Origin of the sequence: Acuticoccus sp., assembly GCF_965213555.1 — a bacterium.
Classification (GTDB): Bacteria; Pseudomonadota; Alphaproteobacteria; order Rhizobiales; family Amorphaceae; genus Acuticoccus.
The window spans coordinates 2054063-2069296 of sequence record NZ_OZ243890.1 but is presented as its reverse complement, the minus strand read 5'-3'; the positions used below and the strand labels follow the sequence as shown (position 1 = coordinate 2069296).

The window sequence follows — 15234 nt, the reverse complement described above, 5'->3', positions numbered from 1 at the left end:
CGTACCAAGACATACGACGATCTGAGGTCCGCCCGCTGGATGGCGCCGGACGACCTGCGCTCCATGGGCCACCGCTCGCGCGTCATGCAGATGGGCTACGCGCGGGAGGACTGGGACGGCCGGCCGGTGATCGCGATCATCAACACGTGGTCCGACGCCCAGCCCTGCCACATGCACTTCAAGGACCGCGTGGAGTGGGTGAAGCGCGGCATCCTGCAGGAGGGCGGCTTCCCCATGGAGCTGCCGGCGCTGTCGCTCGGCGAGAACCTCGTGAAGCCGTCGACGATGCTCTACCGCAACCTCCTCGCGATGGAGACCGAGGAGCTGCTGCGCTGCCACCCGGTCGACGGCGCGGTCCTGATGGGCGGGTGCGACAAGACCACGCCCGCCCTCGTCATGGGCGCGGTGTCCATGGGGCTGCCGTTCCTCTACGTCCCCGCTGGCCCGATGCTGCGCGGCAACTACGCCGGCCAGCACCTCGGCTCGGGCACCGACGCTTGGAAGTACTGGGACGAGCGGCGCGCCGGCACCATCACCGCCGAGGAGTGGCAGGGCGTGGAGGCCGGCATCGCCCGCTCCTACGGCCACTGCATGACGATGGGCACCGCCTCGACGATGACCGCCATCGCCGAGGCGCTGGGGCTAACCCTGTCCGGCGCCTCCTCGATCCCGGCCCCGGACGTCAACCACCAGCGGATGGCCGCCGCCTCGGGCCGCCGTGCCGTCGCGATGGTCTGGGAGGACCTGAGGCCGGGCAAGGTGATGACGCCGGCCGCCGTCAAGAACGCCGTCACCGTGGCGATGGCGACGGGCTGCTCGACCAACGCGATCATCCACCTCATCGCCATGGCCCGCCGCGCCGGCATCGCGCTGGAGCTCGACGACCTCGACCGGATCGGCCGCACGACGCCGGTGATCGCCAACGTGCGCCCCTCCGGCAAGCCCTACCTCATGGAGGACTTCTACTACGCCGGCGGCCTGCGCGCGCTGATGGCGAACCTCGGCGACAAGCTCGACCGCACCGCGCTCACCGTCTCGGGCCGCCCGCTCGGCGAGGAGATCGAGGGCGCGAAGGTCTACAACTCCGACGTCATCCGCACCCTCGACGACCCGGTCTACCACGAGGGCTCGCTCGCCGTGCTGAAGGGCAACCTCGCCCCCGACGGCGCGATCATCAAGCCGGCGGCCTGCGATCCGCGGTTCCATGTGCATTCGGGGCCTGCCCTCGTCGCCGACAGCTACGAGGAGATGAAGGCGATCATCACCGACGTGGACCATCCGATGAGCCCCGACACCGTCCTCGTCCTGCGCAACGCGGGTCCCCAGGGCGGGCCGGGGATGCCCGAGTGGGGGATGATCCCGATGCCCCAGGCGCTGCTCAACAAGGGGATGCGCGACATGGTCCGCCTGTCGGACGCGCGCATGTCGGGCACGTCCTACGGGGCCTGCGTCCTGCACGTGGCCCCGGAGGCCTACGTGGGCGGTCCGCTGGCGCTCCTGCGCACGGGCGACATCGTCGAGCTCGACGTGCCGAACCGACGGCTCGACATGCGCGTCGACGAGGCCGAGCTCGCCGCCCGTCGCGCGGCGTGGACGCCGCCGCCGCCACGCTACGGCCGGGGCTACGGCTTCATGTTCTCGCGCCACATCATGCAGGCGAACGACGGTTGCGACTTCGACTTCCTGCTTACGGACGCCGGTCCGATGGTCGAGGAGCCGGCGATCTACTGAGCCGGGATCGCGGGCTGCTACGGCGGGAGGTTGGCCCTGCGAAGCCGATGACCGTTGGCCTTTGCGTCCGTTGCTATAAGTTCGTGGCACGCACAAGGAGGACACCATGAGCGACGCCCCCACCCTCGACGTGGTGCGTCCCGCGCCCGCGCGGCCCAACGATCCCGTCATCCGGCTCGACGCAGCGGACAACGTCGTCGTCGCACGCGAGGAGATCGCCGAGGGCACCCACATCGGCTCCGAGGACGTCACCGCGCGCGCCGCGATCCCCCTCGGGCACAAGATGGCGACGGCCGCCATCGCCAAGGGCGAGCCGATCCTCAAGTACGCCACCATCATCGGCTTCGCCGGCCACGACATCGTCCCGGGCGACTACCTGCACACCCACAACGTGCTGATCGGCGGGATTGAGAAGGACTACCGCTACGGCGAGGACTACCGGCCCGCCGACCTCCTCCCCGAGGGCGAGCGCGCGACCTTCATGGGCATCCGTCGGGCCGACGGCCGGGTCGCGACGCGCAACTACATCGGCCTCTTCATCACGGTGAACTGCTCGGCGACGGTGGCGCGTAAGATCGGCGCCTACTTCGACGACGAGCGCCTGGCGGACTACCCCGGCGTCGACGGCGTCATCCCGTTCGTCCACGAGCAGGGCTGCGGCATGGAGCTCACCGGCGAGCCCATGGACCTCCTGCGCCGTACCCTCGCCGGATACATCCGCCACCCGAACATGGCCGGCGCCGTCGTCCTGGCGCTCGGCTGCGAGCGCAACAACCTCGTCAAGTTCTTCGAGGAGCAGTCGCTGGCGGCGGGCAAGATGCTGCACGCCGTCACCATGCAGGAGGTGGGCGGCACCGCCTCGGCCATCGACCGCGGCAAGGCGGCGGTGCGCGAGATGCTGCCCGACGCGAACCGGGTCGCGCGCGAGCCGTGCTCGGCCGAGCACATCATGGTCGGCCTCCAGTGCGGCGGCTCGGACGGCTTCTCCGGCCTGTCGGCCAACCCGGCGCTCGGCAAGGCGGTGGACATCCTGGTGCGTCACGGCGGCACCGCACTTTTGTCGGAGACGCCGGAGCTCTACGGCGTCGAGCACACCCTGACCGCCCGCGCGCGCGACCGCGGTGTCGGCGAGAAGTTCGTGGAGCGCATCAACTGGTGGCTCGACTACACCAAGGGGCGCGACACGCAGATGAACGGCGTCGTCTCCCCGGGCAACCAGGCCGGCGGGCTCGCCAACATCATCGAGAAGGCGCTCGGCGGCTCCAAGAAGGGCGGCTCCAGCGGCGTCGAGGACGTGGTGCGCTACGCCGAGCCCGTCACCTCGCGCGGCCTCGTCATCATGGACACCCCGGGCTACGACCCGGTGTCGGCGACGGGGCAGATCGCGGGTGGCGCCAACCTCGTCTGCTTCACCACCGGCCGTGGCTCCTGCTTCGGCTCCTACCCCGCGCCCACCATCAAGCTCTCCTCCAACACGCCGATGTACTCGCGCATGACGGGGGACATGGACGTCAACTGCGGCACCGTCATCGACGGCGAGAAGACGCTCGACGAGGTCGGCGAGGAGATCTTCGCCAAGATGCTCGCGGTGGCCTCCGGCGAGCGCTCCAAGAGCGAGGCGATGGGCGTCGGCGAGGAGGAGTTCGCCCCCTGGCCCATCGGCGTCACGGGGTGAGCGACGGGCTCACGGCGGCACGGGCGCTCGAGGATCCGGGCGCCCGCGCCGAGGCGCTGATCCGGCACTACTTCGACATGTGCAACGCCGCCGACCGGGACGGCTTGATCGCCTGCTTCTCGGCCGACGGGGCGCACTACTTCCCGCCCGGCCTGCGCGGCGTCCCCTGGCGCACCGCCGAGGCCATCGCCGACGGCTGGGTCTGGTGCGTCGGCCGCCTCGGCAGCCAGTGGACGCTGGAGACGATCCTGGCGGCGCCCGACGGACGCCGGGCCGTGAGCGAGTGGACGCACTACACCACCACGACGGGCGAGGTGCTGCGCGGCACCGAGTGGTACGAGTTCGACGACGCCGTCAGCGTGATCCATGAGATCCGCGCGTACTACGCCTCGCCCATCAACCACGGGCAGGCGCACAACGCGCTCGTCGGCTTCGACTACGCGGGGCGGGGCTACCACACCGCGCCGACGACGAGCCCACCGCCCTCGGCGCGAGTTGGCGCCGCAGCGGATCGCGCGGAGCAGCCGTGAACCTTGCCAACTGGCTGTTGCGCAGCGCGACGCTGTCGCCGGACGCGCCGGCCGTCCTGTCCGGCGACGCCGTGGTCTCGAGCTACGCACGGTTCGCGGACCGCGCGTCGCGGATCGCGACCGCGCTGCGCTCAAACGGCATCGGCGTCGGCGATCGGGTCGCGATCTTCATGGCGAACCACCCGCTCTACCTCGACCTGTGGTGGGGGGCGTGGTGGGCGGGCGCCGTGGTCGTCCCCATCAACGCCAAGCTCCACCCCAAGGAGGCGGCCTTCGTCCTCCAAGATTCGGGCGCGAAGCTCGTGGCGAGCGAGGTCGAGGGGCTCGGCGTGCCGACCCTCGGGCATGACGCCATCGACGCGCTTGCCACCGCCGAGCCGATGCTCCGGCCCGAGCCGCTCGCCGACGACGCGCTCGCCTGGCTGTTCTACACCTCGGGCACGACCGGCAGGCCCAAGGGGGTCATGCTGACCTGCGGCAACCTCGTCGCCATGTCGCTCACCTACCTTGCCGACGTGGACGAGGTCCGTGCCACGGACGCGGCGCTCTACGCGGCGCCGCTGTCCCACGGCGCCGGCTGCTACGCGCCGGTGCACGTGCTGCGCGGCGCACGCCACGTCATCCCACGCTCCGGCGGCTTCGACCCTGCAGAGATCTTGCAACTCGCCGCGACGCTCGGCGACATCCACATGTTCGCCGCCCCCACCATGGTGCGCAGGCTCATCGCCCACGCCGCCGCCGCTCGGCATGACGGGAACGGCATCCGCACCATCGTCTACGGCGGCGGTCCGATGTACGTCGCGGACATCGAGCGCGCGGTGAGCCAGTTCGGCCCGCGCTTCGTGCAGATCTACGGGCAGGGCGAGTCGCCGATGACGATCACGGCCCTCCCCCGCAACCTCGTCGCCGACCGGACGCACCCGCGCTGGCGCGAGCGCCTCGGCTCGGTGGGGTTCGCCCAGTCCAGCGTCGACGTCGCGGTCGTCGGGCCGGACGGTGCTCCGCTGCCGGTTGGGGAGACCGGCGAGGTCGTCGTGCGCGGCCCCTCCGTCATGGCAGGGTACTGGCGCAACGAGGAGGCGACCGCCGCCACGCTCAAGGACGGCTGGCTGTGGACCGGCGACATGGGTGTCATGGACGAGGACGGGTTCCTGACGCTGAAGGACCGCTCCAAGGACGTCATCATCTCGGGCGGGACCAACGTCTACCCGCGCGAGGTCGAGGAAGTCCTTCTGCGCCACCCCTCGGTGGCCGAGGTCGCCGTGGTCGGCCGCCCGCACGAGGACTGGGGCGAGGAGGTCGTCGCCTTCGTGGTGCCCGCCGACGGCTGCCGCATCGAGCCCGAGGCGCTCGACGCGCTGTGCCGCGATGAGATCGCGCGCTTCAAGCGCCCCAAGGCCTACGAGCCGGTCGCGTCGCTGCCCAAGAACAACTACGGCAAGGTGCTGAAGACCGAGCTCCGCGAGCGCTTCGGCGGCGGCTAGGGTCGCTTTGTCGTGCCCGTCCGGCATGGTAGTCCGCAGCAACCTCGCCCGACCATGAAGGGGCATCCCGTGACCGCCCACTGCCTCGCTGGCGCCCTGACGGCGGCCCTCCTCGCGTCGAGCGCGCTTGCCCAGCCGAGCGAGGTCCCATCGTCGCAGGCGCGTCCGCCCGAGCTGCCGGAGGACACCCAGCCTGCATCCCCGCCTCCCTCGACGGACGCGCCGGCAGAGGTGCCCGACAGGACCTTCGGCGAGCTAGGCTTCGACCCCTCCCCGCCCGACGACGCGCCGGCGGAGAGGGACATCGCGCAGGCCGCGCCACCGACCACCGCGCCAGCCGCCGAGGCCGAGGAGGGCGGCGCGGACCCGGCAGCCCCGCCGGAGCCACGCCGCGATCGCACCGACGCGGCCGAGCCGCAAGACGACGGCGAAGGGCCCGCCGCCGTGTCGGGGGACCCCACCCAGGACGCGCCACGCGGGCGCGCGGGATCGCCGACTGCCGCGCCGTCCGACCGCGTGCCGGCGTTCGAAATGGTCGGTCCGTCGGATGGGGAGCGCGGACCCGGCGAGCCGTTCCTGCTGACGGGCCCGGCGGACCGACCCGCCATCGTCCTGCCCACGCCTACGGTGGACGGCTCTCCGACCTCCTCCGACGACCCGATGGACGCGGCGCCGGTCCCCACCGCGCCCACCTTCGATGTCGAAGCGCCTGCGGACGTGGCACCGGCGTCCGATGTTGCAGTCACCCGAGTGACGCTCGCCACCGGGGGTCTTGCCCAGGTCGAGGGCGTCATGACCGCGCCTGCCGGCGCCATGCGGCTCGCCATCGAGCGACCCCAGGTGGCCGACGTCCTGCGCACCCTGGTGGTGACCGGACCGGTGCCCGTCGCCGCCATCGAGCTCGACGCGGCCGAGCCGGTCAGCGCGCGCGGGCCGGCGGGACGCCTCGTCGGCGGCGACCTCTCCGACCCGACGACGGTGCTCGCCGAGCTGATCGGCGAGGGGGTCGTGCTGTCGGGTGGGGCGAACCGCCTCGCCGGCCGCCTCCTCGCGTTTACGCCCGTCACCATCCCCGGCACCGAGGAGACGCCGGAGCGGCCAGGGCTGCGCATCGCCGTCTCCTTCGCGGACGGGGCCGTCGCTTACGCGACGTTCGCGCTCCTCGAACCCTTGTCCATCGAGGGCGACGCGGTGGCTGAGGACGTCGGCGCGGCGCTGCCGGCGCTCGCGGAGCGCGCTGCGGACGACCGACGGCTCCTGTCCGTGCGCCTCGAGGGGGTCGGTCGCGCAGGCTTCTCCTTCGTCGTTCCGACCACCGTATGGCGCCCCTCCTACCGTGCCATCATCGGTGCGGACGGCGTCACGCTGCAGGGCTGGGCGACGCTGGAGAACACCACAGGGTTCGACTGGACGGGGATCACCCTTGTCCTCTCGGTCGGCACTCCCGTCGCCTATCGCCAGGACGTCTACGCGCCCCTGCGCACGGAGCGACCGGTCGCCCCGTTCGCGGTCGGCCGCACGGTTGAGACGGACATCGTGCCCGGTGACGTTCCGCAGCGTGCCGCAAGGGTGTTTGCAGCGCCCGCTCCGAGCCAACGGTTCGAGGCGGCGCCCGAGGAGGGCGCGGAGGTTGCGGTCGCGGACGTCCTGACGGGCGCGCCGGCTGCAGCCGGGAGCGCCGCCTCGGTCTTCACGGTCGCCGGCGCCGTCGACCTCGACGCCGGCCGCACGCTCACCGTGCCGTTCCTGTCCGGCTCGTCGGACGTGGAACGCGTCACCTACATCGACCTCGCAGCGGACGGCTCCCCGTTCGACGCGCTGCAGATGACGTTCGACGAGGCCGCGACGGTCCCGGGTGGGCTCGTCGCCGTCTACGACGACGCCGGGTTCGTCGGCGACGCGCGCTTCGGCGGGGCGGACGGAGGCGAGACGCGCATCCTGCCGTTCGCGCTGTCGGCGGACGTCGACGTCACCACCACCGAGCGCACCCGACGCACGCTGGTCTCGGCGAGCTTGGGGGACGGCGCGCTGACGGTCCGGCGCGAGGCGGTGACGACGACCGAGCTCGTCGTCGAAGCGAGCGAGGCGACGGTGCTCGTCGCAGACCTGTCGCGCGCGCCGGGCGCCGCCGTCGAGGCTCGTGCGGACGAGGACCTCGCGCCGCAGATCACCCCCATCGGCGAGGGGCGTTCGCGCATGCGGGTGAGCGTGCCGCAGGGCGTGCACGACATCACCCTCCTCACCCGCCACCCGCTCTCCGAGCGCTACGTGGTGACGGACATCCCGCTGCCCATCGTCGAGGAGGTGCTGGCGCTGGGCGGCCGGCTCGAGGCTGAGACCCGCGAGCGCCTGACGGCGATCCGCGAGGCGACCCGCCGCATCGCCGAGCTGGAGCGCGGCATCGCCCGCCGCGAGGCGGACGTGGCCGATCTCAGGGCCTCGGTGGAGTTCGACCGCGAGAACCTCGAGGCCATCGGTCCCGCGACCCCGGAGGGCAGCGAGGTGCGCGAGCGCATCATCGCGCAGACCGAGGAGATCAACCGGCTGACGTCGGAGATGCGCGACCTGCGCGCCGAGGTCGCCTCCGTGCGCGAGGCGCTCAACCGACGCTGATGTAGGCTGGGCGGTAGCTCAGTCCGGCTCGGGGAAGAGGATGGGGTTGAGGAAGGCGGCCAACGCTGCGTTGGAGCTCTGCCGCACCGCCTCGTCGCCCCCGATGAGGTAGCCTTCGCGGCTCGCACACAGGGACAGGATCGTCGCCCGCATGGCAGCGTCCGACATGGTGAGGCCGGACCAGTCGTCCGTCACCGTCCCGTCCGGCGCCACCGTGAGCCTGCACTCCGCGATGTGGACGGGCGCACGCCACTGCCGTCCGCCCGCATCCCACCGGTGCATGGCGTCGAAGCGGCGCACGGTCACCGGCGAGCCACCGCTTCGCAGGTCGTCCGCCAGCGCCTCGCAAGCCTCGGCGTCCATGATCGCGTCGCGCTCGCCCCACAACATCAGGACGGGCGCGCCGGTGGTGGTCGGGTCGGCGAAGCGGGCGATGCAGGGCCCGTAGAACGCCACGTGCGCGGCGAACGGGCGGGCGCCGAACGCCTCCACGACCTGGGCGTAGGCGGCGTAGATCGACGACATGCCGCCGTAGGAGAAGCCGATGAGGGCGACGCGATCGGCGTCGACCTCAGGCCGTGCGGCGAGCGCGTCCAGCGTGGCGAAGGCATCGGCGAGCGCCATCGCCTCGGTGGTGCGCATCAGCCGCTCGGTGAAGCCGCCACCGCCGCGAGCGCCGAACACGTCGACGACGGCGACCGCGACGCCCTGCGCAGCGAGCTCGCGGGCATAGCGCCCCTCACGGGCACCGCCGACGCCGCCGGCCCCGTGTAGGAGCACGACGGCGGGCGCGGGATCGTCCGCGCTCGCGCCGACGGCCGGGTAGAACGCGACGGACGCGGTCGTTGGGGGAGCCGCGCCCGTCGCGGCGTCGCTCAGGCCGAAGGGGCTGGTGCTCTCCACCGCGAGGCGGATCGGCGCCACGTCGCCCGTCTGCCAGCGACCGCTCACGTCGAGGTCGGCACGGGCGGGAAGCGACGAGAGCGCGGCGAGGAGGGCGACAAAGGCGAGGAGGGGGCGAACCATGCCACCGATGTCGTGCGCCCGACGCCGCGGCTCAAGCTCGCGGATGCGCCGGAGGGCGCCGCGCCGCAGCCCGCGGCGGTCACAGAAGCGCGAGCGCCTCCAGCTCGGGGAACGGCTCGTAGCGCAGGCCCTTGCCGTTCATCTCGGTGCACTGAGGGTGCTCGGTGGAGGCCTCGCGGACGCTCGACGGCCCGAGGTCGAATTGCCATATGCGCCGGCCGGTGTAGCTCCCGAAGCCGTTCTTCGCGTTGAGCTGCACGCAGACGACGGTGCGCTCGCGGGTCGATCCCTCGGCCTGCATCCCGTAGTGCGAGACCTCCGCATCGCGGATGGAGTACGGGTCCTTGAACTCGTTGCGCACGTGGTCGACGATGGCGTTCTTCTGCGCGTCCGTGGCCGGACCCTTGATGTAGATCGGCACCTCCACGTAGACGCGCTCAGTGTCGAACAGCGCCACGTTCGGCGAGCACGCGCAGAGCGCCAGAAGGCCTGCGAGTACGGTGAGACGGGACATGCGGCACCCACGCTGGTCGCCCGCACCGTGCTTCGGCCGCGCCGCCGACGCAACCTTTAGTTAAGCGTCCGGACCCGGACGGGTGGCCGTGTCAGGCGGTGGGTGTGGTGTCGACACCACGGCACGCCATCGGGACGACGAGCGGTCAACCCTGCGACAGCGCCGCGATGGTGGCGCGCAGCGTCTCGAGGCCGTCGGACGTCTCGACGGACGTGATCAGCACCTCAGGATGTGCGGCCGGCCGTCGGCGCAGTCCGGCCTCGGTCGCCGCCAGCACGGCCGCCCGCTCCGATCGTGACTTGTCCGCCTTCGTAAGCACCGCCTGGTAGGAGACCGCCGCCTCGTCCATCGCCGCCATCGCCGCCTCGTCGATGGGCTTCAGCCCGTGGCGGGCGTCGATGAGGAGGAACACGCGTCGAAGGCTCTGGCGGCCGCGCAGGTAGTCGAACACCAGTTGGGTCCACGCTGCGACCTCCGCCTTGGGTGCCTTGGCGTAGCCGTATCCCGGCATGTCGACGATCACCGGCCCGTCGCCGTCGGACCGCGCGAAGAGGTTGAGCGCCCGCGTGCGGCCGGGCGTGTTGGACGAGCGGGCGAGCTGCTTGCGGCCCGTCAGCGCGTTGAGCAGCGAGGACTTGCCGACGTTGGAGCGCCCTGCGAACGCGACCTCTGGCGGGCCGGCGGAGGGGAGCTGGTCGACCGCGTGACAGGCCCGCGTGAACACCCACTCCCCGGCGAAGAGGCGTCGTCCCGCCTCGAGCGCCTCGTCCTCCTGGCTCGCGCCGTCCGCCGCGGTCAGGTCGCGCCCTTCTGCTTGGATCGGCGGAACACGGAGGAGATGTTGCCCCACAGCTCCACCTTCACGCCGTGACGCCGCATGATCACCCACTGCTGCATGATCGACAGGAAGTTGTTCCATGCCCAGTAGATCACGAGGCCCGCCGGGAACGAGGCCAGCAAGAAGGTGAAGAAGATCGGCATCAGGTTGAATATCATCGCCTGCGTCGGGTCGGGCGGCGACGGGTTCATCTTCATCTGGACCCACATGGTCACACCCATGATGAGCGGCCAGATGCCGATGGCGAGGAACGAGCCGACGATGGGTACCGCGGACGGGTCGTAGGGCAGCAGGCCGAACAGGTTGAACAGGCTCGTCGGGTCGGGCGCCGACAGGTCGTCGATCCAGCCGAAGAACGGCGCGTGGCGCATCTCGATGGAGACGAACAGCACCTTGTAGAGCGCGAAGAAGACCGGGATCTGGATGAGGATCGGGATGCAGCCCGCCAGCGGGTTGACCTTCTCCTTCTTGTACATCTCCATCATCGCCTGCTGCTGCTTCATGCGGTCGTCCTTGTACCGCTCCTGAAGCTGCTTGACCTTCGGCTGCAGCGCCTTCATCTTCGCCATCGAAGTGTAGGCCCGCTGGGCGAGCGGGAAGAACACGAGCTTGACAAACACCGTCGCGATCAGGATCGCCACGCCGAAGTTTCCGACGATGCCGAAGATGAAATCGATGAGGTAGAACAGCGGCTTGGTGATGAAGTAGAACCAGCCCCAGTCGATCAACAGGTTGAAACGGTCGATGCCGAGCTCGGCCTCGTACGCCTGGACGAAGTTGGTCTTCTTGGCGCCGGCGAAGATCCGGTTGGTGGCCTCGGCCGTCCCGCCGGGGGCGACCTCCACGGCGTCGGCCAGGTAGTCGGCCTGGTAGGCCGGCACCGGCCCGGACGGCGAGAAGAAGCGCGGCTTGAACGACGTCCCTGGGTCGGGGATGACGGCGGTGGCCCAGTACTTGTCGGTGATGCCGAGCCAGCCCGATCCCGAGTCGGGCAGCACCATGGTGCCCTCGTCGGCCAGGTCGCCGTAGTCCTCCTGGACCAGGCCCTCCTCGCCCAGCACGCCGATCATCCCCTCATGGAGGATGAAGAAGCCGGAGATCTCGGGCGTCCCCTGACGGCGCACCCGGCTGTACGGGTAGAGCGTGACCGGCGCGTCGGTCGCGTTGGTCACCGTCTGGCGGACGGTGAACATGTAGCGCTCGTCGACGGAGATCGTCCGCGTGAAGGTGAGACCGGCGCCGTTGTCCCAAGTCAGCACAACCGGCGTCTCGGGGGTCAGCGTCTCTCCCTGCTGCACCGTCCACACCGTGTCCGTGGACGAGGGCACGGCAGCGTCGCCGGCGGCCACCCACCCGGTCTCGACGAAGTAGGGGTCGGTGGTGCCGACGGGCGCGAGGAGGACCACCTCATCGCTCGTCTCGTCGGGCGTCACGTGGTAGTTCTTCAGCTTGAGGTCGTCGAAGCGCGCGCCCGCGAGGTTGATGGACCCGTCGACGCTCGGCGTGTCGATGGGGACGCGGGGCGCCGGTGCGACGGTCGCCGCCGCGGGCGCTCCGGGCACGGCAGTGGCAGGGCGCGGCACGTCGCCGTCAGCCGGCTGGGGCGCCTGCGGGATGTCCGCGGCGCCGGGGACCGCCGCATCCGGCGCGGGCACGGCCTGCTCGGCGCGCACGACGTCCTCGAGCTGGGCCTCGCGCTGCGCCTCCATCTGCGGCTCGATGAAGAAGAACTGCCACAGGACGATCACCGCCAGCGACAGTCCGATGGCGAGGAACATGTTGCGATTGTCGCCCATTACGCCCTCTCTCGGACCGCAGGTCGGTGGAGTTTGCCGTGCGCCGCACGGAGCGCAGCGGCGAGCTGATCGGTGAGCTCGACGAACGGTGCGGTGAGCGCCGCCGGCCGCGCCAAGATCACATAGTCGGTGCCGGCGGCGAAATCATCCCGCACGATGGCGCTCGCGGCCCGCAGGCGTCGCTTGATGCGGTTGCGCACCACCGCATTGCCGACCTTCTTCGTCACGGTGAACCCGACGCGCGGCCCGATCCCTGCGCGCTCGCCGGGGCCCGCCGCTTCCACGTCCCGAGCGAGCGCCTGAAGGGTGAACGCCTCGCGGTGCACGCGGACACCCTTGGCGACGGCCTTGAACGAGGCGCGGCGCCTGAGGCGCTCCGGACCCGTCAGGCGGAGAGCTTCTTGCGCCCCTTCGCGCGGCGCGCGTTGATCACTGCGCGGCCGCCCTTGGTGGCCATGCGGGAACGGAACCCGTGGCGACGCTTGCGGACGAGCTTGGACGGTTGATAGGTGCGCTTGGTCATGATGGCCTCGTGCCGTAGCCGCGGGGCGGCGCAGCTTGGCGCGCACGGCAACGGATCATCGGAACGCGATGGAACGACCCGGAAGCGCAACGCTCCTGGGACGGGGACCTATATTGAACGCGGCGACGCGCTGTCAACGCAGAAGCCGTCGCGCAACGGAGCGGCACCACCAAACGCGATCAACGCTAAGCGGAACCGTCACGCAACCTTGAAGCCGTGTCGGGGTCGCAGGCTCGGACGTGCGCCTTGCATCGTTGACCATGATGGCCACCCTACGACCGTCATTGGGGCACGCACATGGCCGATAGCGAGACTTCGACGCGCACGACCGAGGCGGGGACGCCGCCGGGTCACGCTCGCGCGCCGGCGTGGCGCAGGCTGCTACCCCTCGCAGTCCTCCTCGCCGCGATGGTCGCCGGGTACGCCGCCGGCGTCACCGACTACCTTTCGCTCGACGCCATCATCCGCCACCACGACGCCCTGCGCAGCGCAGTGGCGGACAACTGGCTGGCGAGCGCGGCCGCCTACCTCGGGCTTTACGCGGTCGCCGTCGCGCTGTCCTTCCCCGGGGCGAGCCTCATCACCATCGTCGGCGGCTTCCTGTTCGGCGCCGTCGCCGGCACGGCGCTGACCGTCGTCGCCGCCACCTTCGGCGCGTCGGTGATCTTCCTGGCGGCGCGCACCTCGCTCGGCGGCGTGCTGCGCCGCCGTGCCGGACGGTTCGCCCAACGCTTCGCCGACGGCTTCGAGGACAACGCGTTCAGCTACCTGCTCTTCCTGCGCCTGGTGCCGCTGTTCCCGTTCTGGCTGATCAACGTCGCCCCGGCGCTGTTCGACGTGCGCCTCGGCACCTACGTCGCCGCCACCGCGCTCGGCATCGTTCCGGGGACGATCGCCTACACGCTGGTCGGCGACGGCCTCGGCGGCCTCATCGCCGCGCAGGAGCGAGCGAACCCAGGCTGCGCGGAGGCTGGGACGTGCGAGGTCGCCGTCGGCGCGCTGTTCACCCCGGGGCTGATCGCCGCGATCGTCGCGTTGTCGGCCGCCGCGCTCATCCCAGTGGTCGTCAAGCGCTGGCGAGCCGCGCGGGCGGCGTCGTGAGGGCGGACATCTGCGTCATCGGCGCCGGCTCGGCGGGCCTCACCGTGGCTGCGGCCGCGGCCACGTTCGGCCACGAGGTGGTCCTCATCGAGCGCGGCCGCATGGGAGGCGACTGCCTGAACTACGGCTGCGTGCCCTCCAAGTCGCTGATCGCCGCAGCGCGACACGCGCACATGGCGCGCGACGGGGCGCGCTTCGGTGTGCACGCGACGCCGCAGGTCGACTTCCATGCCGTCCACGCCCACGTGCACGCCGTCATCGCCGGCATCGCGCCGCACGACTCGGTGGAGCGCTTCGAGGGGCTCGGCGTGCGCGTCATTCAGGCGGACGCACGGTTCACCGGGCCGGATAAGGTGGAGGCGGGTGGCGAGACGATCCGAGCTCGCCGCTTCGTCGTCGCCACGGGATCGAGCCCGGTCGTCCCCGCCATCGATGGACTTGCCACCTGCGAGCCGCTGACCAACGAGACCGTGTTCGACCTCACCGAGCGCCCCGAGCGGCTCGCCATCGTCGGCGGCGGACCCATCGGCGCTGAGCTGTCCCAGGCCTTCGCCCGCCTCGGCTCCGCCGTGACCGTCATCGAGCGCGGCACGCTGCTCGCCAGGGAGGACGCCGACGCTGCCGCCGTGGTGCGCGCCTCCCTCGAACGGGACGGTGTCACGCTGATCGAGGGGGGCGAGCTCGCCCGCTGCCGCCGCGAGGGGAACGCGCGCGTCCTCACCCTCGCGGACGGGCGCACCGTCGGCGCCGACGCCATCCTCGTCGCCGCCGGCCGGCGCGCCAACACCCGCGGGCTGGGGCTCGAGGCCGCTGGCGTCGCGACGAACGACGGCGCCATCGTCGTCGACAAGGGGATGCGCACGACCAACCGCCGCATCTTCGCGATCGGCGACGTCACCGGCGGGCTGCAGTTCACCCACGTCGCAGGGCACCAGGCCAGCCTCGCGGTCCGCGCCATCGTCTTCCGCCTGCCGGTGGCCTACGATCCGATGCTGATGCCGCGAACGACCTACACCCAGCCCGAGCTCGCGCAGGTGGGGCCGACGGAGGCGGAGGCGCGCGCCCGCGACCCACGGGCCCGCGCGGTCGTCGCTCCGCTCTCGGGCAACGACCGCGCGCGCACCGAGGGCGAGACCGAGGGGTTCGTGAAGCTCGTCCTCGACGGCCGCGGCAGGCTCGCCGGTGCCACCGTCGTCGCGCCCACCGCCGGCGACATGATCGCGACGTACGCGCTCGCGCTTTCGGCCAAGGTGCGGCTCGCCACCCTCGCCTCCTTCGTGCCCGCCTATCCGACGCTTTCTGAGGCCGGCAAGCGAGCTGCCACGCTCCACCTCGGCGAGAAGCTCAACAGGCCCTGGGTGCGCCGCGTCCTCGGTCTCCTCAAGCGCGTCTAGCGCGACCGG

The 15234-nt window shown here is 71.4% G+C and carries 13 protein-coding genes; 7 read left to right on the top strand and 6 right to left on the bottom strand.

Going from position 1 to position 15234, the window contains the following annotated elements; all coding sequences use genetic code 11:
• The first annotated feature begins 39 nt into the window (after window positions 1-39).
• The 5 genes from araD (at window position 40) to ACOOE8_RS09810 (ending at window position 8033) form a co-directional block, all read left to right on the top strand.
• Entirely contained in the window at window positions 40-1731 is a 1692-nt protein-coding gene (gene araD, locus ACOOE8_RS09830; RefSeq protein WP_420391303.1) for an L-arabinonate dehydratase, read from the top strand.
• 106 nt (window positions 1732-1837) lie between these two features.
• Complete coding sequence (locus tag ACOOE8_RS09825; RefSeq protein WP_420391302.1) at window positions 1838-3406, top strand: UxaA family hydrolase; 1569 nt, start codon at window positions 1838-1840, stop codon at window positions 3404-3406.
• Window positions 3403-3936 (top strand): nuclear transport factor 2 family protein, encoded by a 534-nt coding sequence (locus ACOOE8_RS09820; RefSeq protein WP_420391301.1) that lies wholly within the window; start codon window positions 3403-3405, stop codon window positions 3934-3936. Before ACOOE8_RS09825 ends, ACOOE8_RS09820 begins: the two co-directional genes overlap by 4 nt.
• On the top strand, window positions 3933-5420 hold the full coding sequence (locus ACOOE8_RS09815; protein ID WP_420391300.1) for an acyl-CoA synthetase: 1488 nt from the start codon (window positions 3933-3935) through the stop codon (window positions 5418-5420). Before ACOOE8_RS09820 ends, ACOOE8_RS09815 begins: the two co-directional genes overlap by 4 nt.
• 69 nt (window positions 5421-5489) lie before the next feature.
• On the top strand, window positions 5490-8033 hold the full coding sequence (locus ACOOE8_RS09810; protein ID WP_420391299.1) for a hypothetical protein: 2544 nt from the start codon (window positions 5490-5492) through the stop codon (window positions 8031-8033).
• An 18-nt stretch (window positions 8034-8051) separates the two neighbouring features.
• On the opposite strand, the gene ACOOE8_RS09805 is transcribed toward ACOOE8_RS09810, so the two are convergent.
• The 6 genes from ACOOE8_RS09805 to rpmH form a co-directional block, all read right to left on the bottom strand.
• Window positions 8052-9059 carry a dienelactone hydrolase family protein gene (locus ACOOE8_RS09805; protein ID WP_420391298.1) on the bottom strand — a complete coding sequence of 336 codons (1008 nt, stop codon included), beginning with the start codon at window positions 9057-9059 and terminating at the stop codon, window positions 8052-8054.
• Window positions 9060-9138: 79 nt separating this feature from the next.
• A complete protein-coding gene (locus ACOOE8_RS09800; RefSeq protein ID WP_420391297.1) occupies window positions 9139-9573 on the bottom strand; it encodes a hypothetical protein in 435 nt (144 codons plus the stop codon).
• Window positions 9574-9718: 145 nt separating this feature from the next.
• Window positions 9719-10423 carry a ribosome biogenesis GTP-binding protein YihA/YsxC gene (gene yihA, locus ACOOE8_RS09795; RefSeq protein ID WP_420391296.1) on the bottom strand — a complete coding sequence of 235 codons (705 nt, stop codon included), beginning with the start codon at window positions 10421-10423 and terminating at the stop codon, window positions 9719-9721.
• Window positions 10369-12207, bottom strand: coding sequence for a membrane protein insertase YidC (gene yidC, locus ACOOE8_RS09790; protein ID WP_420391295.1), 1839 nt, complete (start codon window positions 12205-12207; stop codon window positions 10369-10371). The genes yihA and yidC overlap by 55 nt, the downstream gene beginning before the upstream one ends.
• Window positions 12207-12533, bottom strand: a complete 327-nt coding sequence (rnpA, locus tag ACOOE8_RS09785; RefSeq protein WP_420391294.1) for a ribonuclease P protein component — start codon at window positions 12531-12533, stop codon at window positions 12207-12209. Before rnpA ends, yidC begins: the two co-directional genes overlap by 1 nt.
• A 59-nt stretch (window positions 12534-12592) precedes the next feature.
• Window positions 12593-12730 carry a 50S ribosomal protein L34 gene (gene rpmH, locus ACOOE8_RS09780; RefSeq protein WP_420391293.1) on the bottom strand — a complete coding sequence of 46 codons (138 nt, stop codon included), beginning with the start codon at window positions 12728-12730 and terminating at the stop codon, window positions 12593-12595.
• Window positions 12731-13027: 297 nt separating this feature from the next.
• Here rpmH and ACOOE8_RS09775 point away from each other — a divergent pair, with 297 nt between their 5' ends.
• The gene (locus tag ACOOE8_RS09775) at window positions 13028-13831 is read left to right on the top strand and encodes a TVP38/TMEM64 family protein (RefSeq protein WP_420391292.1); all 804 of its coding nucleotides are present in this window, start codon (window positions 13028-13030) and stop codon (window positions 13829-13831) included.
• Window positions 13828-15225 (top strand): dihydrolipoyl dehydrogenase family protein, encoded by a 1398-nt coding sequence (locus ACOOE8_RS09770; protein WP_420391291.1) that lies wholly within the window; start codon window positions 13828-13830, stop codon window positions 15223-15225. The genes ACOOE8_RS09775 and ACOOE8_RS09770 overlap by 4 nt, the downstream gene beginning before the upstream one ends.
• Window positions 15226-15234: the final 9 nt, after the last annotated feature.